18 protein-coding genes are annotated in these 21,261 nt (G+C 71.0%); 7 read left to right on the top strand and 11 right to left on the bottom strand.

The window, feature by feature from the left end:
• Window positions 1–48 precede the first annotated feature (48 nt).
• Window positions 49–687: a GNAT family N-acetyltransferase gene (locus tag JQX11_RS16650; RefSeq protein WP_204925858.1), complete on the bottom strand. Its 639-nt coding sequence runs from the start codon at window positions 685–687 to the stop codon at window positions 49–51.
• A 494-nt stretch (window positions 688–1,181) separates the two neighbouring features.
• Between JQX11_RS16650 and JQX11_RS16645 the strand changes: the two genes are divergently transcribed.
• On the top strand, window positions 1,182–2,018 hold the full coding sequence (locus JQX11_RS16645; RefSeq protein ID WP_204925857.1) for a 1,4-dihydroxy-6-naphtoate synthase: 837 nt from the start codon (window positions 1,182–1,184) through the stop codon (window positions 2,016–2,018).
• Here the strand turns inward: JQX11_RS16645 and JQX11_RS16640 are convergent.
• Both JQX11_RS16640 and JQX11_RS16635 read right to left on the bottom strand, forming a co-directional pair.
• Window positions 1,979–2,365, bottom strand: a complete 387-nt coding sequence (locus JQX11_RS16640; RefSeq protein ID WP_204925856.1) for a cold-shock protein — start codon at window positions 2,363–2,365, stop codon at window positions 1,979–1,981. The genes JQX11_RS16645 and JQX11_RS16640 overlap by 40 nt on opposite strands.
• Window positions 2,366–2,394: 29 nt before the next feature.
• Window positions 2,395–3,018 carry an HAD family hydrolase gene (locus JQX11_RS16635; protein ID WP_204925855.1) on the bottom strand — a complete coding sequence of 208 codons (624 nt, stop codon included), beginning with the start codon at window positions 3,016–3,018 and terminating at the stop codon, window positions 2,395–2,397.
• Between the two features lie 83 nt (window positions 3,019–3,101).
• Here JQX11_RS16635 and JQX11_RS16630 point away from each other — a divergent pair, with 83 nt between their 5' ends.
• Window positions 3,102–5,564, top strand: a complete 2,463-nt coding sequence (locus JQX11_RS16630; RefSeq protein ID WP_204925854.1) for a helicase-associated domain-containing protein — start codon at window positions 3,102–3,104, stop codon at window positions 5,562–5,564.
• Window positions 5,565–5,594: 30 nt separating this feature from the next.
• Here the strand turns inward: JQX11_RS16630 and JQX11_RS16625 are convergent, their stop codons facing one another.
• Entirely contained in the window at window positions 5,595–5,828 is a 234-nt protein-coding gene (locus JQX11_RS16625) for a hypothetical protein (RefSeq protein ID WP_372444601.1), read from the bottom strand.
• A 161-nt stretch (window positions 5,829–5,989) separates the two neighbouring features.
• Window positions 5,990–6,877 (bottom strand): L,D-transpeptidase family protein, encoded by an 888-nt coding sequence (locus JQX11_RS16620; protein WP_204925852.1) that lies wholly within the window; start codon window positions 6,875–6,877, stop codon window positions 5,990–5,992.
• 172 nt (window positions 6,878–7,049) lie between these two features.
• Here JQX11_RS16620 and JQX11_RS16615 point away from each other — a divergent pair, with 172 nt between their 5' ends.
• Both JQX11_RS16615 and JQX11_RS16610 read left to right on the top strand, forming a co-directional pair.
• A complete protein-coding gene (locus JQX11_RS16615; RefSeq protein ID WP_204925851.1) occupies window positions 7,050–8,729 on the top strand; it encodes a DNA repair helicase XPB in 1,680 nt (559 codons plus the stop codon).
• A 130-nt stretch (window positions 8,730–8,859) separates the two neighbouring features.
• Window positions 8,860–9,156: a hypothetical protein gene (locus JQX11_RS16610; protein ID WP_204925850.1), complete on the top strand. Its 297-nt coding sequence runs from the start codon at window positions 8,860–8,862 to the stop codon at window positions 9,154–9,156.
• Between the two features lie 241 nt (window positions 9,157–9,397).
• Here the strand turns inward: JQX11_RS16610 and JQX11_RS16605 are convergent, their stop codons facing one another.
• Window positions 9,398–10,153: a TIGR03089 family protein gene (locus JQX11_RS16605; protein ID WP_204925849.1), complete on the bottom strand. Its 756-nt coding sequence runs from the start codon at window positions 10,151–10,153 to the stop codon at window positions 9,398–9,400.
• A gap of 100 nt (window positions 10,154–10,253) precedes the next feature.
• Here JQX11_RS16605 and JQX11_RS16600 point away from each other — a divergent pair, with 100 nt between their 5' ends.
• Both JQX11_RS16600 and JQX11_RS16595 read left to right on the top strand, forming a co-directional pair.
• Window positions 10,254–10,535, top strand: coding sequence for an SCO0607 family lipoprotein (locus tag JQX11_RS16600; RefSeq protein ID WP_204925848.1), 282 nt, complete (start codon window positions 10,254–10,256; stop codon window positions 10,533–10,535).
• A 193-nt stretch (window positions 10,536–10,728) separates the two neighbouring features.
• Window positions 10,729–13,074, top strand: coding sequence for an esterase-like activity of phytase family protein (locus JQX11_RS16595; RefSeq protein WP_307826214.1), 2,346 nt, complete (start codon window positions 10,729–10,731; stop codon window positions 13,072–13,074).
• A 264-nt stretch (window positions 13,075–13,338) separates the two neighbouring features.
• Here JQX11_RS16595 and JQX11_RS16590 read toward each other — a convergent pair whose 3' ends face one another.
• From JQX11_RS16590 to JQX11_RS16580, 3 genes are read right to left on the bottom strand one after another with little or no spacing between them, the layout of a single operon-like run.
• Complete coding sequence (locus tag JQX11_RS16590) at window positions 13,339–15,282, bottom strand: phenylacetate--CoA ligase family protein (protein ID WP_204925847.1); 1,944 nt, start codon at window positions 15,280–15,282, stop codon at window positions 13,339–13,341.
• Between the two features lie 13 nt (window positions 15,283–15,295).
• Window positions 15,296–15,793, bottom strand: a complete 498-nt coding sequence (locus JQX11_RS16585; RefSeq protein ID WP_204925846.1) for a hypothetical protein — start codon at window positions 15,791–15,793, stop codon at window positions 15,296–15,298.
• Window positions 15,790–18,162 carry a TIR domain-containing protein gene (locus JQX11_RS16580; protein WP_204925845.1) on the bottom strand — a complete coding sequence of 791 codons (2,373 nt, stop codon included), beginning with the start codon at window positions 18,160–18,162 and terminating at the stop codon, window positions 15,790–15,792. The genes JQX11_RS16585 and JQX11_RS16580 overlap by 4 nt, the downstream gene beginning before the upstream one ends.
• A 373-nt stretch (window positions 18,163–18,535) precedes the next feature.
• On the opposite strand from JQX11_RS16580, the gene JQX11_RS16575 reads away from it, so the two are divergent.
• Entirely contained in the window at window positions 18,536–19,267 is a 732-nt protein-coding gene (locus JQX11_RS16575) for a hypothetical protein (RefSeq protein ID WP_204925844.1), read from the top strand.
• Between the two features lie 103 nt (window positions 19,268–19,370).
• Here the strand turns inward: JQX11_RS16575 and ligD (JQX11_RS16570) are convergent, their stop codons facing one another.
• Together ligD (JQX11_RS16570) and ligD (JQX11_RS16565) are read right to left on the bottom strand one after the other, a co-directional pair.
• Window positions 19,371–20,282 (bottom strand): non-homologous end-joining DNA ligase, encoded by a 912-nt coding sequence (gene ligD / locus JQX11_RS16570; RefSeq protein WP_204925843.1) that lies wholly within the window; start codon window positions 20,280–20,282, stop codon window positions 19,371–19,373.
• The gene (gene ligD / locus JQX11_RS16565) at window positions 20,275–21,213 is read right to left on the bottom strand and encodes a non-homologous end-joining DNA ligase (RefSeq protein WP_204925842.1); all 939 of its coding nucleotides are present in this window, start codon (window positions 21,211–21,213) and stop codon (window positions 20,275–20,277) included. Before ligD (JQX11_RS16565) ends, ligD (JQX11_RS16570) begins: the two co-directional genes overlap by 8 nt.
• Between the last annotated feature and the right edge of the window lie 48 nt (window positions 21,214–21,261).

Raw genomic sequence — 21,261 nt, 5'->3', positions numbered from 1 at the left:
GCGGTTGCGGCAATCCGGCCGGCCGGGCGGCTACGGCGGTCGGGGCGTTCACGGCGGTCGGGGTGGCCGGGGCGCGGGACCGGCCGGGCGTCTCAGGGCCATGGCGAGGGGACGAGCCGACGCGACCCGGAATCCGCAGGCCGACCGGAAACGGATGGCGATGTGCTCCTCGACCACCGTGCGGACCAGGCCGACGCCCGTCTCGTCCATCCGCTGTGTCATGGCCGCCACCAACCGGTCACCGATGCCGATCCGGCGGTTCCCGGCCGCGACCAGCACCCCGTCGAGTACGAGTTCGCGCGGCCGGTCCCCGTCGTCCCCACGGACCAGGTGCAGGTCGCGCTCGTGGGCGCGCAGCTCCCCCAGGAGGGTGCCGTCGGGCAGCTCGGCCACGAACCGCCAGGTGGTCGACGGTCGCCCGGCACCGTCCACCCACCGGACCCTGACGTCCCGACGGACCCGCTCCGCCGCCCGCCGCCGGTCCCGGTGTCCCCGATCCCGTTCGTACGCCGCCGGCGGCAACCGCAGCGGCCACAGCGGAGGCGGCAAGTTGTACCAGTCCGCCCACCAGGCACCCGGCCAGTCCTTCGGCTCCCGCACCGGCCAGACGTCGAGGTGGGCCGGATAGCGCCGTCCGGCGGTGTCCCGCAGGTCGTCGTGCGGCACCGGCGGCAGCGCACAGGTCACCTCGGCAGCCGACGCTGTTTCAACAGCCCTGCCCGACCTGTGGATAACTCTGTGGAAACCCGCTGGAGCTGGGGACAAGGTACCGAGGTCGCGTCCTTTCGAGCTGATCACCTCACCGAATCACCGGGGCCACAGGGCCAGGGCCAGGGCCAGGGCCAGTCAAGCACCCGGCGGGGCAGCTGCCCAGACGCGGGAGCCGGTTCCTGAATCGCTGACGCCGTCAGATCGAAAGGACGCGTAGGAGTTCTTCCCACCCCGCCCGGCTCTGCCCGGAACCCGCCCCCGACCGGCCCTGCGGAGGGATCGGAGCATGCGGCGAGCCGCCCCGCCCACGCCGGACCGTTACCGGGGCAAAGGCCGGGGCAGGGGCAGGGTCGCAGCGGCCCCCCGACCACGGCGGGCCGCCGAAGGGACGGATGTCGTCGGCAGGGGGCGGGGTCACATCGGGGCGGGCTCGGCGGGAGGACGGTCGGGAGCGGCGTTACCGTGGGGACGTGGCGCTCTCCCTGGCGATCTCGCCCTGCCCCAACGACACCTTTGTCTTCGACGCGCTGGTGCACGGCCGGGTGCCGGGCGCGCCGCCGGTCGAAGTCACCTTCGCCGACGTCGACGTCACCAACACGGCCGCCGAACGGGGCGCCTTCGATCTGGTGAAGGTCAGCTACGCCGCGCTCCCCTGGCTGCTCGACGACTACCACCTGCTGCCCTGCGGCGGTGCGCTCGGCCGTGGCTGTGGCCCCCTCGTGCTCACCCGTGGGGAGACCGACCGGGTCGACCTGGGCGGCGCCACGGTGGCGGTGCCCGGTGACCGGACCACGGCGTACCTGCTGTTCCGGCTCTGGTCGGCCGGACGGCCGCCGGCCCGGATCGAGATCGTGCCGTTCCACGAGATCATGCCCGGCGTCGCGGCCGGCCGGTACGACGCCGGGCTGGTGATCCACGAGGCCCGCTTCACCTACCACCGGCACGGGCTGACCGCGCTGGTGGACCTGGGCGAGTGGTGGGAGGCCGACACCGGCCTACCCATCCCGCTCGGGGCGATCCTGGCCCGCAAGGGTGTGGTGGACCCGGTGGCCGCCGCCGGCTGGGTCCGCGAGTCGGTACGCCAGGCGTGGGCCGACCCCTCGGCCAGCCGGGAGTACGTGCTCGCGCACGCGCAGGAGATGGAGCCCGACGTGGTGGACCGGCACATCGGCCTCTACGTCAACGAGTTCACCGCCGACCTGGGGGACGCGGGGTTCGCCGCCGTGGAGGCGCTGCTGGGCCGGGCCGCCGACGCCGGGCTGGTGCCTCAGACCTCCAACTCGCTGGCCACCGCGTGGACCAGCTGAGCGATCTTCTGCGCGGTCTTGCGGTCGGGGAAGCGGCCCCGGCGCAGGTCCGGCTGCACCTTCGCCTCCAGCACCTTGATCATGTCCTCGACCAGGCCGTGCAGTTCCTCGGCCGGCCGGCGGCGCAGCTCTGCCATGGACGGCGGGGCGTCCAGCAGCTTGACCCCCATCGCCTGGGCACCGCGCCGGCTGTCCACCACGCTGAAGTCGACCCGTTGCCCACCCTTGAGGTCGGTGACACCCGCCGGCAGCGCGCCCTTCGGCAGGAACACGTCGCCACCCTCGTCACTGGTGACGAACCCGTATCCCTTGGCCGCGTCATACCACTTCACTCGACCCGTCGGCACCTTGGAGACCCCTGCTTCACTCGATACGACTACTGCTCCAAGGCTAGCCCGATGATCCGGTCGAGCGCCGCCGGGAATCCGGTGAGGTCGTCGAGCACCACCTGCGCCCCGGCCGCGCGCAGGTCGTCCGCCGGGCAGGGGCCGGTGGCCACGCCGACGCCCGGGATGCCGGCTGCCCCGGCCGCCACCATGTCCGCCACGTGGTCACCGACGTAGAGCGCGGCACCGTGCTCCCGCAACGAGGTCGCCTTCTGCTCGGCGAAGAGGTCGCCTGCCAACTCGTCGACCGCCAGCCCGAGGTGGTCCAGGTGCAGCCGGGCCAACCGGCCGATCTTCGAGGTGACGACCATCACCCGGCCGCCCTGGGCGTGCACCGCGTCGACCGCCTCCCGCGCGCCGGGCATCGGCACCGACGGGGTGATCGCGTACGTCGGGTACAGCTCCCGGTAGAGCGTCACCGCCTCCTCGACCTGCTCCGCCGGGAACCAGTGGGCGAGTTCGGTGCGCAGCGGCGGGCCGAGCCGGGAGACGGCCAGCTCGGCGTCGACCGGCACACCCGTACGGGCGGTGAGCGCCCGGTAGGCGGCGGCGATGCCGGGGCGGGAGTCGATCAGGGTCATGTCGAGGTCGAACCCGACCATCAGCGCGGACATTCTGCGAAGGTACCCGGACAGGTCGCCCGAGCCGGACGTCCGGGCGGCGCGATCGGGCGCCCTCGGGCTAGCGTGGAACGACGATGACCACCTCACTCGCCGACCAGCTGCGCGCGCTGCCCGACGAGGCTCTCGCCGCGCTGCTCCAACTGCGGCCCGACCTCGTCGTGCCGGTGCCGGCCGACGTCTCCGCGCTCGCCCTGCGGGCCGAGTCGCGGGTGTCGGTCGCCCGCGCGCTCGACGGGCTGGACCAGTTCACCCTCCAGATCCTCGACGCTGCCCGGCTCACCCGGGACCAGTCGGAGGGCACCACCTCCACCGAGGCGGTCCTCGCCCTGGCCGCCGCCGGGCCGCACCCGCCCGCCCCGGCCACGGTCCGTGGCGCGGTCGACCGGCTCCGCGCCCGGTTCCTGCTGTACGGCCCGGAGCAGGCGCTGCGGGTCACCGGCAGCGTGGACGAGCTGGCCCCGTACCCGGCGGGGCTGGGTCGGCCGGCGGAGGAGCTGGACCTGCGGGCGGCGGCGCTCTGCGCGGACGCCGCGAAACTGCGCCGGACGCTGCTCGCCGCGCCCCCGTCGGCGCGGGCGATCCTGGACCGGCTCGCCGCCGGTCCACCGGTCGGCAGCGTGCCGCCCGGATCGCTGCAGGCGCCGGCGCTCGGCGCGGAGGACGACGTGCCGCCCGACCCGACCAACGGTGGCGCCCCGACCGGGTCGCCGGTGCGCTGGCTGGTCGAGGCCCGGCTGCTGGTGGCGGTCTCCGCCGGGACGGTCGAGCTGCCCCGCGAGGTGGGGCTGCTGCTGCGCCGGGACACCGGCCCGCTCGGACCGCTGCGGATCGACCCGCCGCCGGTCGCGGCGCCGCCGCGGGAAGCCAAGGCCGTCGACTCCGCCGGGGTCGGACAGACCATGGAGGTGGTACGGCACACCGAGGCGCTGCTGGAGGCGCTGACCGCCGAGCCGGCGCCGGTGCTGCGTTCCGGCGGGATCGGGGTACGCGACCTGCGCCGGCTTGCCCGCACGGTGGCCCTGGACGAGTCGACGACCGCGCTGCTGGTCGAGGTGGCGTACGCGGCAGGTCTCCTCGGCGAGCTGGACCTCCCCGCCGCCGCGAGCCGGTACGGCGGCGAACAGCAGGTGCTGCCCACCGGGGCGTACGAGGTGTGGCGGGCGGTGTCGCTGGCCCACCGCTGGGAGCAGCTGGCCCGCGCGTGGTTGACGATGAGCCGGCAGGCCGGTCTGGTGGGGCAGCGCGACGACCGGGACCGACCGGTCACTGTGCTCTCCGCCGAGGCGGAGCGGGCCGGTGCGCCGGCCGCCCGTCGGGCGGTGCTCGGGGTGCTGGCCGAGCTGGAACCGGCCACCGCCCCCACCGCCGAGGAGGTGCTGGCGCTGCTCGACTGGCGGGCCCCCCGGCGCAGTCGGGGGCGGGAGGCCGCGCACCGGGAGGTGCTGACCGAGGCGGCCCGGCTGGGGGTGACCGGCCTCGGCGCGCTCACCTCGTACGGGCGGCTGCTGCTCGCCGACGTGACGGACACCGACGAGCGGGGCGGGGACGACCCGCTGGGGTTGCGCTCCGACGTCGACAGCGGTGACCCGTCGGGCACCGTCCGGGCGCTGGACGCCCTGCTTCCCGCACCGGTCGACCACTTCCTGGTGCAGGCCGACCTGAGCGTGGTGGTGCCCGGCCCCCCCGACCCGATGCTCGCCGCCGAACTGGAGACGGTGACCGAGCCGGAGTCGGCGGGTGGGGCCAGCGTGCACCGGGTCACCACGGCCAGCGTCCGACGGGCCCTGGATTCCGGCTATACGGCCGACGACCTGCACGATCTGTTCCGGCGGCGGTCGCGCACCCCGATCCCGCAGGGGTTGACCTATCTGGTGGACGACGTGGCCCGGCAGCACGGTGGGCTGCGGGTCGGCTCCGCCGGCGGGTACGTGCGCAGCGATGACGAGGCGCTGCTCGCGGAGGTGCTGGCCGACCGGCGGCTGACGGCGTTGACGTTCCGCCGGCTGGCCCCGACGGTGCTGTGCACCCCGTACCAGGTGGGGCGGATGCTGACCGCGCTGCGTGACGCCGGCTACGCCCCGGTGCCGGAGGACGCCACCGGCACGACGGTGCTGGCCCGGCCCCGGGTGCGACGGGCCCCGGCCCGGGTGCTGACCGGTCGGGCGGTGGACCCGCTGGCCACGCCCCGGTTGGCGCTGCCCCGGCTGTTGGGTGTGGTGGAGCAGATCCGGCGGGGCGAGGCGGCGGCGCGGGCGGCGCGGCGGGCCCCGGCGGTGGTACGCGGCGGTGCGGCCCGCGCGGCGGCCGGCCCGATGCCCGCGCACGGTCACGCCGAGGCCCTGGCGGTGCTCCAGCAGGCGGTCCGGGACAAGGCGCTGGTCTGGGTCGGCTACGTCGACGCCCACGGGGCGACGCTGTCCCGGCTGCTGCGGCCGGTGTCGATCGGCGCGGGTTACCTGCGTGCCGAGGACGAGCGGACCGAGATGCTGCACACCTTCGCCCTGCACCGGATCACCGCGGCCGTCCGGGAGAACTGACCGCCCGGCGGCGACGTCCTCCGCTGTCGCTCAGCGGCGGCTGCGGCGGACGGTGCCGACGACGGAGACGATGAGCAGCAGGGCGAAGCCGGTGCCGGCGGCCTCACCGACCGAGTCGATGAAGCCCTGCCGCTGCACCAGCCATCCGAAGAGGAACCAGCCGACGACGGCGATCCCGGCGACGGCGTACCCGACCATGGTGGCCGTGGACACCTCGTCGGTCGGTGTCACCTGCTCGCCGTTCGCCGCGTCCTCGGCGATCATCTCGTGGTCGACGCTCATCCCAGCCCTCCCACCCCGTCCGGCCCCCGGCTTCCAGGGTGGCACCCGGTCGCCAGGACGGACAGGGGGAAATACCCCCGATCCGGCCCCTACGGACAACTACCGAGGGGCCGGAGACGAGACGGGCCGGGTAAACGGAAGGCTCAGGTGCCAGGGCGACGACCGACCAGGACCACCCGGGAGCCGACCTTGCCCAGCTCCCACCAGCGCACCGCGTCGGCATGCAGCAGGTTGACGCAGCCGTGCGAGCCGATGCCCGCGTTGTGCAGGTAGGTGGTGGTCTCGTGGAAGCCGATCCCGCCGTTGAAGCGCTGCCAGTAGGGCAGCCACACCTCGTACGGGTTGGACCACTCCTTCAGGTTGCGCAGGTTCACCTTGTACGTGCCGGCGGGGGTGGCGTAACCGGCCATCCCGGTCCGGGTGACGGTGGGCTTGGCGACCACCTTGCCGTCGCGCATCACCCAGGTGGTCTGCCGGGTCAGGTCGACGCAGAAGGTGGTGCCGGAGCCGGCGGAGCAGCGCTTGACGTCGGTGGTGGCCAGTCGCTTCGCCACGTCGAGCGTCAACGGGCCGGCGCGCCCCTCGGCGGGGCGGATGTCGTACCGCTGCTGGAACTTCTTGATCGCGGCGCAGTCGGCGTCGGTCTGCCGGCCGTCCACGGTGACCGTGCCGAACCCGCCCAGCCGGGCCAGGTACGTCTCCACCTCACGCTGGTGCTCGCCCACCTGGCAGCGGGTCTGGTTGGACTTCTGCGGGACGCGCGGGCGACGCCCGGTCGACGCCTTCGGGGTCTTGCTGGCGCGGACCTTCGGCTGCGGCTTCTCCCGGTGCCGGGGCTTCGTGTCGGACCCGGTCAGCTGGTCGGGCAGGGAGGAGGCACCCGCCCCCGTTACCTGTTCCGCACTGCCGACCGGGGCGAGCCCTCCTCCAGTGCCACCCGGATCGGCCTGCGGCACGGACGCACACCCACCGGCGCCGACCAGCATGACCATGGCCAGGGCGACGACCCGGGCTCTGTGGCGGACCTGCATAGTGTGCCTCCCCGGATCGGTCGTCCCACTGGTAGACGTGTGTCCCCCGGGAAACGTTGCACCCATTGCGAAGATTTTCTGGCAGTCTCCCACCCCCGTGCAACACTGGATGGTCGGCCTGCGGCGGGATTCGCCGCCGGTCGGGGAATCCGGCCGAGGAGGGGGACCTGGCGTGAGCGGTGGACCACTGATCGTGCAGTCCGACAAGACGCTGCTGCTGGAGATCGACCACCCGGACGCGCAGTCCTGCCGGATGGCGATCGCGCCCTTCGCCGAGCTGGAGCGTTCCCCGGAGCACGTGCACACCTACCGGCTCACCCCGCTGGGGCTGTGGAACGCCCGCGCCGCCGGGCACGACGCCGAGGCCGTGGTCGACGCGCTGCTGAAGTTCTCCCGCTACCCGGTGCCGCACGCCCTGCTGGTGGACGTGGCCGACACGATGGACCGGTATGGCCGGCTCCAGCTCGCCAACGACCCGGCGTACGGGCTGGTGCTGCGCGGGCTGGACCGGATGGTGCTGATCGAGGTCGCCAAGAGCAAGAAGCTCGCCGGGATGCTCGGTGACAAGATCGACGACGACACGATCCGGGTGCACCCGTCCGAGCGGGGTCGACTGAAGCAGGCGCTGCTCAAGCTGGGCTGGCCGGCGGAGGACCTGGCCGGGTACGTCGACGGGGAGGCGCACCCGATCGAGCTGACCGAGGCCGGCAAGGACGGCGGCAAGCCGTGGACGCTGCGGTCGTACCAGCGGGAGGCGGTGGAGGCGTTCTGGGCCGGCGGGTCCGGGGTGGTGGTGCTGCCCTGCGGGGCGGGCAAGACCATGGTCGGCGCGGCGGCGATGGCCGAGGCGAAGGCGACCACGCTGATCCTGGTCACCAACACGGTCGCCGGCCGGCAGTGGAAGCGGGAGCTGATCGCCCGCACCTCGCTCACCGAGGAGGAGATCGGGGAATACTCGGGCGAGCGCAAGGAGATCCGTCCGGTCACCATCGCCACGTACCAGGTGCTCACCTCGCGGCGCGGCGGCGCGTTCACCCACCTGGACCTGTTCGGCGCCCGCGACTGGGGTCTGGTCGTCTACGACGAGGTGCACCTGCTGCCCGCGCCGATCTTCCGGTTCACCGCCGACCTGCAGGCCCGCCGCCGGCTGGGCCTGACCGCGACCCTGGTCCGCGAGGACGGCCGGGAGGGTGACGTGTTCAGCCTGATCGGCCCCAAGCGGTACGACGCGCCGTGGAAGGACATCGAGTCGCAGGGCTGGATCGCCCCGGCCGAGTGCACCGAGGTCCGGGTCACCCTGACCGACGCGGAGCGGATGTCGTACGCGACGGCGGAGGCCGAGGAGCGTTACCGGATGGCGGCGACCGCCCGCACCAAGCTGCCGGTGGTCCGCGCCCTCGTGCAGCGGCACCCCGACGACCAGGTGCTCGTGATCGGGGCGTACATCGACCAGTTGCACCAGCTCGGGGAGTACCTGGACGCGCCGATCATCCAGGGTTCCACCACCAACAAGGAGCGCGAGCGGCTGTTCGACGCGTTCCGCTCGGGTGAGCTGCGCACGCTGGTCATCTCCAAGGTGGGCAACTTCTCCATCGACCTGCCCGAGGCGGCGGTGGCGATCCAGGTGTCCGGCACGTTCGGCTCCCGGCAGGAGGAGGCGCAGCGGTTGGGCCGGGTGCTCCGGCCGAAGGCCGACGGCCGGCAGGCGCACTTCTACACGGTGGTCTCCCGGGACACCATCGACACCGAGTACGCGGCCCACCGGCAGCGCTTCCTCGCCGAGCAGGGGTACGCGTACACGATCGTCGACGCCGACGACGTCCTCGGCCCGAAGCTGCCCACGGTCGACTGACCGGCACCGCCGTATTCCCGTCGGCCGGGCTGCTCTCGTTGCCGCCCGACCGGCGCAGCTCCCCCGCGACGGCTAATCTGTCCACAGTCGACGGTCGACCGTCGATGCCGGCACGTCGAAGGGAACCAGAGTGAAGCGCCGAATTCTGCACGTCCTGACGATCGCGGTCGTCGCCGTCCCGGGCACCGCCGTGGCCGCCGCACCGGCCTCGGCCAGCGATGCGCCCGGCTTCCTCTGCAACCTCACCCAGAACACCTGGCTGCGCACGGCACCGCACGGCCAGGTGCTGCGCACCCTGACCGCCGGTCGTGGGTTCCGCTGGCACGGGCAGGGCTGGTCCGAGGACAACGACACCTGGATCTACGGCCACGGTGCGGAGGACCCGTCCCTGGACGGCTGGGTCCCCGCCGGCAACACCACCTGCTGACCCCACCGCCCGGCACGCCATCATGATCCACTCAGGGGAGCCGATGCAGCGCCATCGAACTCAACCCGATACCGCTACACCAGCCCCCTTGAGTTGATCACAACCCACCCAGCCACCCAGCCACCCCCACCCGGCCCCAACCCGGCCCGGTGATCAAGAGGTTTGCGTCAACTTGAAGATCAAGACTGACGCGAACCTCTTGATCACCACGCGCACGCCCAGCAGGGTGAGGCGGGGTGGGTCAGAGGGTGTGGGTGGCGTGTTCGGTGGTGAGGCGGGTGGGGCGGGTGGCGGGGTCGAGGTTGGCGCAGACGACCACGGAGGCGCCGGCCGCCAGCGGGGCCAGCAGCCACTTCACCGGTTGTTCGTGTTCGGCGGCGTCGACCAGCAGCCGGTCGCCGGGGCGCAGGTCGAGTTGGGCGGCGACCTCCTTCGCCAGGCGCCCCCAAACGGCGTAGCTCGTGCCGTCGGGGGTGGCCGGGGCGGCCGGGTGGACGGCGGCGTAGTCGGGCGGGGTGTCGGTGTGCCGCAGCACCTCGGCGGACCAGTCCAGCCAGCCCACCGGCACGTCGGTCAGCGGCCCGGGGGCGGTGCCGACGAGGTAACGGTGCACCCCGTCGGGCACGTCCTCCAGCCAGTCGTCGAGGCGTTCCGGGGTGACGAAGACCGCGTCGTACGGCCGCTCGCCGCCCGGTTCGAGGACCGGCAACCCGGCGGTGGCGCGCGTCCGGAACGACACCGCCATCCCCACCGACCAGGCCCCGAGCAACACCGCAGCGGTACGCCAGTGTGGCGGCAGCAGCACCGCGACCCGGCTGCCCGGCCCGAGCCCGCACCCGTCACGCAGCAGGCCGGCGGTGCGCGCCGCCCAGTCACCGAGCTGCTTCGCGGTCAGCTCCGTCCGCTCCCCGGTTGCGTCGTCGCAGTAGGTCAGCAGTGGCTGTTCTGCCTGCTCAGGCAGGTCGGTCGACGTGGTGACGGCGAGGTGGGCAACCATCGGTCCTCCTGTCCGGACGGAACGTCCCACCCTACCGAGCCGGGAAGAGTTGAGTACGCGTGCGCATGACAGCGCCGCCCGTCGCCACGAGACTCGACCCATGCGTACGCGGATCATGATCGTTCTTGCCGGGGTGGGCCTGGGCGGCCTGCTGTTGACCAGCGGCTGCGGCTACCGGGAGAGCATCTGCAGCGATGGCGAGTACCCGGCGATCGCGGTGGGTGGACAGGGCGGCAGCGCCTGCTTCCCCGACGGCCAGGAGCCGACCGCGCCGTACGTCCGGTACCCGCAGGGCAAGGTCCCGCAGCACGTCGACGACGAGTGGGACGTCTACTGGCGGGACCACGGCATCGACGCGAACGGCGTCGTCATCGAGCGCTGACCGGGTCGGCCGTCGTCGTGCGATGACCGGGTCGGGCCACCCGGCCACCCCTTCGACCAGGCAAGAGGGACCGAAACGACGAGGCCGGCGAGCCAGCTCACCGCCGGCCCGTCGCCGGCCGTTAACCCGCTGGTCGACCTGCGCTCGGTCACGCCTGCCAGCCTCCGTCCGAATCGAAACGTTCGGAGGAGCAGTGACAGCGACAAGAGTGTTCGCCTCGACAGTGGTGGCCGGCCTGGCACTAGCCACCCTGACCGCCCCGGGCAGTGCGGTCGCCGCGCCGGACCACACCGCCCCGGGCAGTACGGCGGCCAGCCAGGGTTACCCGGACCGGAAGCTCACCTTCGACCGCACCGCCACCTACCCGGTGTTCCAGAACCGGCCGGCCGGCGAGGACCCGGCCACCGCGACGGTGGCCGAGATCTCTGCGGTCAGCCCGAACGGCCGTACCCTGGTCTACACCGACGCGGCGGCCCGGCGGATCGGCTTCCTCGACATCGGCCGGCCGGACCAGCCGCGCGGTCTCGGCACCCTCTCCCTGGCGCAGCTCGGCGACGCCGAGGACGAGCCGACCTCGGTGGCGGTCGTCGGCCGGTACGTGCTGGTCGTGGTGAACACCAGCGCCAGCTACACCGCCCCCTCCGGCCGCCTCGACGTGATCGAACTGGCCACCCGGCAGCGGGTGCGCAGCATCGACCTCGGCGGGCAGCCCGATTCCATCGCGATCAGCCACGACGAGCGGTACGCGGCGATCGCCATCGAGAACGAGCGGGACGAGGACGCCACCCCGCCCGGCGGCAGGAAGGGTGACCTGCCGCAGGCGCCCGCCGGTTTCGTCCAGCTCATCGACCTCGACGGGAAGACGACGCCGCAGCGGTGGAAGCTGCGTACCGTCGCACTGACCGCGCCCGACGGCCGGGCGTTGCCGATGCTGGCCGCCGCCGGGATCACCGAGCCCACCGATCCGGAACCCGAGTACGTCTCGATCAACGGGCGGAACCAGCTCGCGGTCACCCTCCAGGAGAACAACGGCGTCGTGCTGGTGGACGTGCCCACCGGCCGGATCACCCGGGCGTTCAGCGCCGGCACCGCCTCGGTCAGCGGCATCGACACGGGCAAGGACGGCCGGATCGAGCTGACCGGCTCGATCACCGACGTTCCCCGGGAACCCGACGCGGTGGCCTGGATCAACGACCGCTACCTGGCCACGGCCAACGAGGGTGACTGGCGGGGCGGCACCCGGGGCTGGTCGGTCTTCGACAGCCGGACCGGCCAGGTGGCCTGGGACGCCGGCAACACCTTCGAGCGCCTCGCGGTCCGCTACGGCCTGCACAACAACGACCGGGCCGCGAAGAAGGGCACCGAGCCGGAGGGCGTGGCCGTCGCCGAGTACCACGGCGTGCGGTACGCATTCGTCGGGTCGGAACGGAGCAACTTCGTCGCGGTCTACGACCTCACCCGGCCCACCGCCCCGGTGCTGCGCCAGGTGCTGCCCACCACCAACGGCCCGGAGGGGCTGCTCCCCATCCCCTCCCGTGACCTGCTCGCGGTGTCCAGCGAGACCGACGACGCCTCGGTGGGTGTCCGCGCCTCGGTGTCGCTCTACCGGCTGGGTGCGGACAGGACGGGCTTCCCGAGCATCGTCTCGGCCGACGACGCCTCGGGCGCGCCGATCGGCTGGGGGGCGCTGGGCGCGCTGTCCGCCGTACCGGGCCAGCCGCAGCAGCTCTACAGCGTCACCGACGCCGCGTACACGCCGACCCGGATCCTGACCGTCGACACCCGACACTCGCCGGCCGTGGTCGCCGACGCGACCACCGTGACCGACGCCGCCGGCACCCCCGTCGGGTACGACGCGGAGGGGATCTTCGCCCGGCCGCAGGGCGGCTTCTGGCTGGCCGTCGAGGGCGCGCAGGGCAGTGAGAACAGGCTGATCCGGCTGAACGGCAACGGGCGTACCGAGCAGACCGTGCCGCTGCCGGCCCAGGTCGCCGCCGGGCTGGGCAAGCAGGGCTTCGAAGGGGTCACCGCGAGCACCGGCCGCGACGGCCGGGAGATCGTCTGGGCGGTGCTCCAGCGGGAGGTCGCCACCGACCCGGCCGGCATCGTCCGGATCGGCCGGTACGACGTGACGGCCGACAGTTGGAGCTGGTTCGGCTATCGGCTGGAGGGCACCACCGTCCCCGGTGACTGGATCGGGCTCTCCGAGATCACCGTGGTCGGTGACCGGCTCGCCGTCATCGAACGGGACAAGCTCAACGGCCCGGCCGCCGCCGTCAAGCGGATCTACACGGTGCCGCTGCCGACCGGCCCGACCGCCGCCGGCCCGCTGACGGTGCTGCCCAAGACCCTCGCCGTCGACGTGCTGCCGGCGCTGCAGGCCACCAACGGCTGGACCCAGGAGAAGTTGGAGGGGCTGACCGTCGGCGGTGACGGCCAGGTCTACGCGATCACCGACAACGACGGCGTGCTCGACGCCACCGGGGAGACCGTGCTGCTGCGCCTCGGCACGTACCGGAAGGTCTTCGGACAGCGCTGAGTCGACCGATCGGCCCGGCCGTCTCGCCAGTTCACTGTGGTACGGCCGGGCCGATTCCGACAACGGTGGCGCCCCCATGTGACGAGCTGTCCAGTCCAAGCAGCTCAGCCAGCCGGGCTGGGCATCGCCGGCTCAGGTGAACCACGGCCGAAGAGCCGGTTCACACTGGGGTACGCCAGGAATGGCTCTTCACATTCGAACGTACAAAGTACAAAGTACGCACACCGTTCGGCGTCAACCTCCAGCGACCCGCCCACCGGAGCACTAAGATAGTTCGCTGGGGGGATGGCGCAACGAGCAGACCAGCCACTCGACCACAGCGAGTGCCGCCTCGAGGTAACGGCGGCCGCAGACTGCGCTGTCGGCTGGGGGTGGTCGATGTTCACGCGCCACCTCGGCTGCCTCCACGAGGGTCGGGTAGTCGGGCACATGCCATGTTCGCGCTGCGGCGAGAACCGTCAGCGCCCCGGTCGTGCGTTGTCCAGCGGCCAGGGCAAAGTAACGCAACGCATCCAGGGTGTACTTGGTGGCGAGCCAGGCCTCCCGAAGAACATCCGAGCCCGGTGGGGCGGGGTCCGTCGCCCGGGTCCACAGCACCGCGCGGGCGGTCTGCGCCCAGAGACGCGCCTCGGCGGAAGCTGCACCGACCGTGGGAAAGTGGATCCCACACCTGGCAAGGTCTCCGATGACAGGTCGGTTCTCGGCTAGCAGACGAGCGGTAACGAGGGCGGAGTCGGCGAGATCTGCCGGGGTACTGACGTTGACGCGTAGGGTCGGCAGCCGCTCATGCAGACCCGTGGCGAGGGCTCTCCATCGGGTGGCCACAGGATCTGATCCAACCACTAGGGTCAGGTCAAGATCGCTGAACCGGCTTGTCGCCGCGGGATCGAGGGCAGACCCGGTGAGGCAGGCGGCCAACAGGTCCTGCGTGTCGGCGAGTTCGTCGCGCAGCCAACGCACGACTGGGTCCGGTGCCAGGACTGACGGCACGGTGAACGGCATGATCTGGCCGTCACGCCCGCCCAACGAGCCGACCGCCCCTGGCGACCAGGGAGGAATCCGGCGGACGTCGACGGAAATGTGCCGCCCGACCGCGAGGCGGACTGCGGAGGTAAGGACAGCACAAGCGGTGTCCGTCATAGGCGTCGTCGCCACGTACTCGACGACGAGGCCGTCACCGTCGGACCTGATCCGCACGGTGTCGACCTCAAGTTGCGCCGATACCTTGGCCAGGTCGACAGTATTCACCCGGCTCCCGCCAGCCTCGATCACCATATTGCCCGGGCGGGCGGACGTGAGCCGCAACAGGCGGCCCGCCCCATCACACCCGCAGTCCTCAGCCGCCCATACACCCTCGTCACCGGTGTTGTACCGGATGAGCGGCATGGCCCGGTTGGCCAGGGGTGTCACCAAAACTCGACCGACAGTGCCCGACGTGACCGGCGATCCGTCACCAGCGACGATCTCCACCACGACCGAGCTGGTTAGGTGATACCCGACGCCAGTGGGACAGCCGATGCCGACGACGCCGGCCTCGGCGAGCGTGTACATCGACGTCACCCGGGTGTTGAGCCGGGCCGCTACCGCGTCGCGCAGATCGGTGGTGACGATCTCCCCAGAGAGCACTACCAGCAGCGGCGATACCCGAGCCGGTGGCGTGAGGCGGCCGATCCGGTCGACGAGCAGCGCCATGACCGAAGGAGTAGCGGTGACAATCTGGCCGTCCAGATAGGCGAGCGCAGCATAAAACTCGCGCTCGGGCAACCGCCAGACTCGGCTGAGGTTCCACTTCCCCACTTGGGACTGCGGATGTAGCGGCGATGGCACTCTTCGGGAGTACGCCGAACCGTGCATAGCGAGGTGCAGCAAATCGCGGCTCCGCCAGGCCGTGGAGCCGAGCAGGCCGTCTGCATGCGCCGCCAGGACGGCCAATTCCTGTCGCTGCGCCTGCTGGTCGAGGACCACCTCGAGGGGCTCGCCTGTCGTTCCAGTGGTACGAATCCGCTTCCAGGTCCTGGTGTCGCCCTCGGTCGACCAGAGCCGCCCTCGCTGGGCACGAACCTCCGAGCGGGTCAGGACCGGCAGTTCAGCCAGAGCCTGCGCTGCGGTGGCCTCATCAAGCAGCTCGGCATGGATCCGGTTCTGATAGTACGGAACGGTCCGCTGGGCGAAACGCAGGAGTTCTGCTAGGCCGCTGTCGTCGGTCATGCTCCTGACTCCGTTAGCCGGGAAGGACGTCTGGGAATTCAGCATCCACGCTGGCCATGAATTGCTCCAACTCGATCACGTCGTGACCGGTCGTGATCCAGAAGGCATCGATCTGCGCTGTCGCCTGCCGCACCGCTGTCGTTCCGCGCGTGTAAATGCCAACGGACCGCTGCCAGACCTCGCGATACTTGACCATGGCCCTCAGCCGATCAAGGTCCGCTGGGTCACCGCTGTCGCGCGCCCAACCGGCGTACAGCCGCGTCTCCGGCTCCGACGTGCCCACCTGCGCGAGGACGGGCGGGGTGGAAGTTCGCACCTCGGTGGTCGACTGCTGCTGCCAGATCGTCACGCATCGGACGAGCAGGTCGAGCGTCTCCGGGGTGAGCCCATCCGGCAACGTCTCCAAGACGGTCTCAATCAGGTGCTGGGAGAGTGTCTTCTTCAGTGCCTCGCGAGCCTTTCGGCGCATGTCGTCACTCAGCCAGCGATCGGGCTTCCTTTTCGGGGTCATGCCTGCTCCAGGTTGGTTCCACCGGCCCGCGCCCGCCTGCCCAGCCGATCCGCCACAGCCTGCACAACAGCCGCGACCGCCGTGTTGGGAACGGCGACCCGCGCACCATACAGGGCTGTCGCGCGCGCCTCAGCCCAACGGCCCTGCGCCTCCAGTACCACGGTCAGGTTGAGCAGGGCGCGGCCGAGTTCGGACACGAAGCCGCGGTCGCGCAGTTCGTCGATCACCCGGCGCAGCCGTCGTTCCGCTTTCTCTGGACCCCCGATGCGCATCTCGCACATCGCCATGCTCGCTTCGATTTCCAGCCGTTGTTTGACGTCATCGGGCTCCGCTGCCAGGTTCAACGCGATCTCGTAGTACGGAACCGCCTCCACGTGACGATGCAGGCCGAGGTAATGGTTGCCGAGCAGTTTGTTGACCATCAACAGACCACTGCGATTCCGCTTCTCGGTATGCAACTTGAGACTCGCCATCAGGTCGCTGAGGGCTGCGTCCTCGTCGCGTTCAAGGTGGTTCAGGAACCCGCGATGGCTGAGGAATTCGGCCCGCCGCTCGGAAACCGAATCGGCGATGAGCATCTCAACCTCGCGCAGTACGTCCCACGCCCCGGATCGGTCATGGGTCTGGGCCAGCTTACGCAGCAGTTGAAACCGCAGGTCGATGCGGCCCGGACGGGAGTCAACTCGATCCGCCGCCTCAACTAGCAGTCTCAGGAGGAGCAGGTACTCCTTCCAGCATCCGTGCACATTGATCCGTTCGAGCAGGGCATCCTGACAAAGTGCGTCGACCAACCGCCAATCGCCATTGGCTGCCGCGCGGGAGGCCACCGTTGCGCAGACTGAGGCAACGACATCCATCGGACACCGTGGATCTTGGCCCGACTCGACGATCTGCGCCACCACGACGGTGGCGACTGCGCCACGCCGGTCCGGGTCAGTACGGGCGAGAGCGTCTGCAACGAGATCCGGGACGTCAAGCGCATCGCCCACTACATGAAGCAGGCAGCATTCCACAAGGCGGCGCACGGAATCCCCGAAGCCATGCGGCATCCTCACCGCCGTCCGGGTCAGGTGTTCTACCGGCGTCCCGGTGACGACATCGGCAAACGCGAGTGCTTCCCGATCGACGGGATCCAGGTCGGCAATGAGGTCGGCAACCAGCCGCTGCGGGGTGCACGCCAGCACCGGCGCTTCGACCACGAGGAGGCTCGTCAACGTGGATTGCGCCCGGCTGAGCAGGGCACGCAGCGCGATAGGGCTGGACAGCAGTGCGGCGTTCAGCCGCCCGACTATCCACTCGGGCTCTAGGGCGATTCGGTGCAGGGTGACGTAGTGCCCGATGAACGCGATGCTCTCGGCCCTTGAGAGCGGCGGGACGGCAATGGCATGGAGCTGATGTCCAGGTGCGGGCCGGCGGGTCGAGGTGACAACGAGGACGACACCCGGTGCACCGGCAAGCCGGTCCACGAGCTCAAGTTCCCAACCGTGCTCGACGAGTGTCACAGAGTCCAAGACCACTACGACGTTCCGCTCCACCAGTTCGTCGAGCAGCGCTCGGAGCAACTCTCTGAGCGGGCCGCGGTACCCGGCAGCACGTCGATCGGGGCCGCCGCGCCCGGCGAGGAACGCATCGATGTGGGTAATCGCCTGCTGGAGTCCTGCCGCCGACGACTGCGCCGCCGGAACGACGAGCAGGTCCCGTCCGTCCCCGGCGAACAGTTCCTCGACGAGGTGGCACGCAAGCACCGTCTTGCCCATGCCTGAAAGTCCGTGCAGCAAGATCGGGAGCGCAGCCCTCCGGTACGCCTCGCGCGCCTCGTGCAGCACGCCCGTGCGGCTCCAGGTCAGACGCTCGACGCCAAGCGCGGTTCGCAGTGGCATCGACTCACCCCGGCCGGGGATGGCGTAATCGGCCCTCCGACCAGACGGCGTCGGCCCCGGCTGCTCACCCCGTATCCCGGCGATCAACCGGGACAACGCCACCGTGTCGTCGATCTTGGTAAAGGTACAGGCGAGGGACCGGCGCAAGAACCGGGGAAGACTGTCGGGTACCGGCGCGACGCCAGGTAGGAACACCGGGATAACTCGGTACTCGGGGTGCCGCACTCGATCTTCGATCGCGGCACGCAGTTCCTCTCTCTGCCACACGCCGGGACCCGCCGATCCGATCATTACGGCGCACGCCGCGCTGGCGTCAAGCGCGCGTTCCAACTCCTCCTGCCATGGCTCGCCCGGGACAAGAGACCAGCGGTCCAGGAACACCCGGAGGCCCCGATCTACCAGCGTGTGGGCGATCTGTTCCACCTCAACAGCGTCACCGCTGTTGTAGCTGATGAACACCTCGTACGACGCGGCGCTGGTGGAGGGCATGCAACCTCCGGTCCCGGAGCGGAGTCGTGGCAATGGCACTGGGCTTGACAGACAGACTGTGGTGACCATGCTACGCGACCTGATCGGGGGTCTCGGACAAGCGGGACGAGCGCAATGCAGGGCAGCCAGGCATCGCGGGTGCCAAACCGACCCGATGGCACGTGTGCCCGAACTCCGCGATCAGGAGAGCGTAGACCTGTTCGACCTCACGAGGTCGCGGTGCTGGGCTTCGACGTAGACGAGAGGGTATACCGGCTACCGATAAACACCTTGCTCCGTCATGATCTAATGTGGTGTCCACTGGGGAATAGCTTGCTGGGTCGCTGGAGAACAACAGCAGACACATCCGTGTCAAGCGGGATGGAGTGACAGCATGTTGCGCCGAAGCTGGCCGCTCAGGGTCTTGGCGGGCCTGGCACTCGGTGCGGCTGTTGGTGTAGCCGTCTACTACGCGAGCCTCCTTAAGGGACCCAACCTGTTCATCCTCGCCGGAGCCACAGCAGGTGCCGTGGCAGCGATGATTGTGCACGCCTACAGCGTCGGCGGCATCCGCTTGACCGACGTGAAGGTGACCGTACCTCAGCTCAGTGAGCTGAACTTCGTGCTCACCCGCGACACGCAGCAGGTCGCCTGGCGGCTGTTCAAGGAAATTTCCAGCCGGGTGGCCATCCGACCCTTGGCCGCGGAAACCGGGCGGCTTCGTGAGGCACTCTCTTCGCTGCACGCGTTGGTGCTACTCACGCGACAGATCCTCGACGAGGTGCAGCCGAGCCGGCTCGTCGGTGCGGCACCGTCGGTAGAACACCTCGCGCTCGCGATGGTGAACAACGAGCTGGGGCCATTCCTCTCGCGCTGGCACCCCGAGCTACACGCCTGGGAACAAGGCTCGGACGACCGACCCGAACAGGAGTGGCCGGGAAACGCAGAATGCCGGGCTGATCTCGCAGCTATGCAGTCGAGGCTCAGGCCTTACGTGCTGGGCTTCGGAAAGCTTGCCGGCATGCGCGACGAGACCACCAAGGCCCTGCTGAATGGGCAGCTCGACCTTGAGAACGCGGGAACGAAGGGTCCGATCTCTTCACCGCGTCGGCGCAATACCGTGTGACCGCCCGGCTGCCCGCCATCTCCAGCCCGTCACCGGTGCAGGCTGACGGACATACACTGCGGCCTGGGCGTAAATGTCCATATATATCGGTGCCTGGCCCGACTTATTTTGCGGGCAGTGCCGGGCCGCCGTCGAGCAGCGGGGCGAGCAGGTCCCCCGACTTCTCGACCCGCCGCAGCACCTCCCCGGCGGTGTACGGCTTCGCCGCAGGCCGTTTCCCGGCCGCCCCCGCCTCGACCTCGTCCCAGGTCAGCGGCGTCGACACCGCCGGCACCGCCTGCGCCCGCAACGAGTACGGCGCGACAGTCGTCTTGGCCGCGTTGTTCTGACTCCAGTCGATGAAGACCTTCCCCGGCCGCAGGTTCTTCGCCATTCGCGACACGACCAGTTCCGGGTGTTCCCGTTCCAACTCCTGGGCGATCCGCTTCGCGTAGTCGGAGACGACCTCGGCGTCCTGGGTGGCGCTGATCGGGCAGCAGAGCTGCATGCCCTTCTTGCCGGAGGTCTTCGGGTACGCCGTCACCCCGTCGCGGGCGAGCCGGTCGCGCAGCAGGACCGCCACCCGGCAGCACTGCCGCAGGCTGGCTGGCGGCCCCGGGTCGAGGTCGACCACCATCAGGTCCGGGTGGGTGCCGATCCGCCACTGCGGGGTGTGCAGTTCGAGGGCGGCGAGGTTGGCCAGCCAGACCAGGGTGGGCAGGTCGTCGGCGACCACGTAGTCGATGGTCTCCCGACCCCTGCTCGACCCGGGTACCGGCAGCGTCTCGGTGCGCACCCAGGCGGGGGTGGCGGCCGGGGCGTTCTTCTCGAAGAACGAGCCGCCGGTGACGCCGTTGGGGAACCTGATCCGGGTCAGCGCCCGGCCGGCCAGGTGCGGCAGCAGCACCGGGGCGATCCGGGTGTAGTAGTCGATCACCTCGCCCTTGGTGAAGCCGGCCTCCGGATAGAGCACCTTGTCCAGGTTGGACAGCTCCACCGTCCGGCCGTCGACCTCGACCTTCACCCGCTCAGGCATCCTCCACCTCCCCGGGTGGCTTGTCGGGGCGCAGCCGCAGCACCCGGGGGAAGCGCAGCCGCCCGTCCGGGGTGCGCTGGCCGTACCTGACCTCCACCACGATCCGGGGGGTCACCCAGATCGCGCCCCGGGCGTCCTCGCGCGGCACGTCACCGGCGAACGGCGACCCGTCGGCGCGCAGCGGTTCGAGTTCGCGCAGCAGCTCCCGTTCCAGGGCCGCGCCGATCCCACCGCCGACCCGCCCCCGGTAGGTGAGCCGCCCGTCCGGGCCGGGCACCCCGACCAGCAGCCCGCCGATCTTCCGCGCGCCGGGCCGCCAGCCGCCGATGACGAAGTCCCCGGTCACCTCCAGTTTGACCTTCACCCAGTCGGGTGAGCGCACCCCGGGCCGGTACACCGAGTCGGCCCGCTTGGCCAGCACCCCTTCCAGGCCGTGTTCCCCGGCCGCCTGGTAGGTGGCGGCGCCGTCGGTGAAGCAGGGGGGCACCGTCCACCGGGCCGCGCCGAGCCCCAGGCCGTCGAGCGCCGCCCGCCGTTCGTGGTACGGCCACCCGGTGAGGTCCTCGCCGCGCCACCGCAACAGGTCGAAGATCATGTACGTGACCGGGAGGGTCGCCGCCAGCCGGGCCGCCTTCGCCCCGTCCCGGACGTGCATCCGCTCGGCGAGGGCGGTGAACGAGGGCTGTCCGGCCGGGTCGAAGAGGACCACCTCACCGTCGAGCAGCGCGTCGTCGACCTGCTCCGCCAGGGTGACCAGCTCCGGGTACGCGGCGGTGATCTCCACGCCGGAGCGGGCGAACAGGTGCGGGTGACCACCGGTCAGGTCGGCCAGCGCGCGGACCCCGTCCCACTTGAACTCGTACGCCCAGCCGGCACCCACCGGGAGCGGCCCGGTCGTCGCGAGCATCGGCTTCAACGGCGCGCCGGGCACCTGTCCGACTGTAGTTGCGCACCGAAGCACGTGCGGGGGCTTCGATCG

This window comes from Micromonospora humida (assembly GCF_016901255.1).
Lineage (GTDB): Bacteria > Actinomycetota > Actinomycetes > Mycobacteriales > Micromonosporaceae > Micromonospora > Micromonospora wenchangensis.
The sequence above is the reverse complement of the archived record's forward strand: the minus strand, read 5'-3'. Positions and strand labels throughout refer to the sequence as shown.

Coding starts and splice junctions, on each gene's coding strand:
- JQX11_RS16635 (WP_204925855.1), bottom strand. CDS start 3,018: ATGTCCGCGCTGATGGTCGGGTTCGACCTCGACATGACCCTGATCGAC.
- JQX11_RS16630 (WP_204925854.1), top strand. CDS start 3,102: ATGACCACCTCACTCGCCGACCAGCTGCGCGCGCTGCCCGACGAGGCT.
- JQX11_RS16625 (WP_372444601.1), bottom strand. CDS start 5,828: ATGATCGCCGAGGACGCGGCGAACGGCGAGCAGGTGACACCGACCGAC.
- JQX11_RS16620 (WP_204925852.1), bottom strand. CDS start 6,877: ATGCAGGTCCGCCACAGAGCCCGGGTCGTCGCCCTGGCCATGGTCATG.
- JQX11_RS16605 (WP_204925849.1), bottom strand. CDS start 10,153: ATGGTTGCCCACCTCGCCGTCACCACGTCGACCGACCTGCCTGAGCAG.
- JQX11_RS16600 (WP_204925848.1), top strand. CDS start 10,254: ATGCGTACGCGGATCATGATCGTTCTTGCCGGGGTGGGCCTGGGCGGC.
- JQX11_RS16590 (WP_204925847.1), bottom strand. CDS start 15,282: ATGACCGACGACAGCGGCCTAGCAGAACTCCTGCGTTTCGCCCAGCGG.
- JQX11_RS16585 (WP_204925846.1), bottom strand. CDS start 15,793: ATGACCCCGAAAAGGAAGCCCGATCGCTGGCTGAGTGACGACATGCGC.
- JQX11_RS16580 (WP_204925845.1), bottom strand. CDS start 18,162: ATGCCCTCCACCAGCGCCGCGTCGTACGAGGTGTTCATCAGCTACAAC.
- JQX11_RS16575 (WP_204925844.1), top strand. CDS start 18,536: ATGTTGCGCCGAAGCTGGCCGCTCAGGGTCTTGGCGGGCCTGGCACTC.
- ligD (WP_204925843.1), bottom strand. CDS start 20,282: ATGCCTGAGCGGGTGAAGGTCGAGGTCGACGGCCGGACGGTGGAGCTG.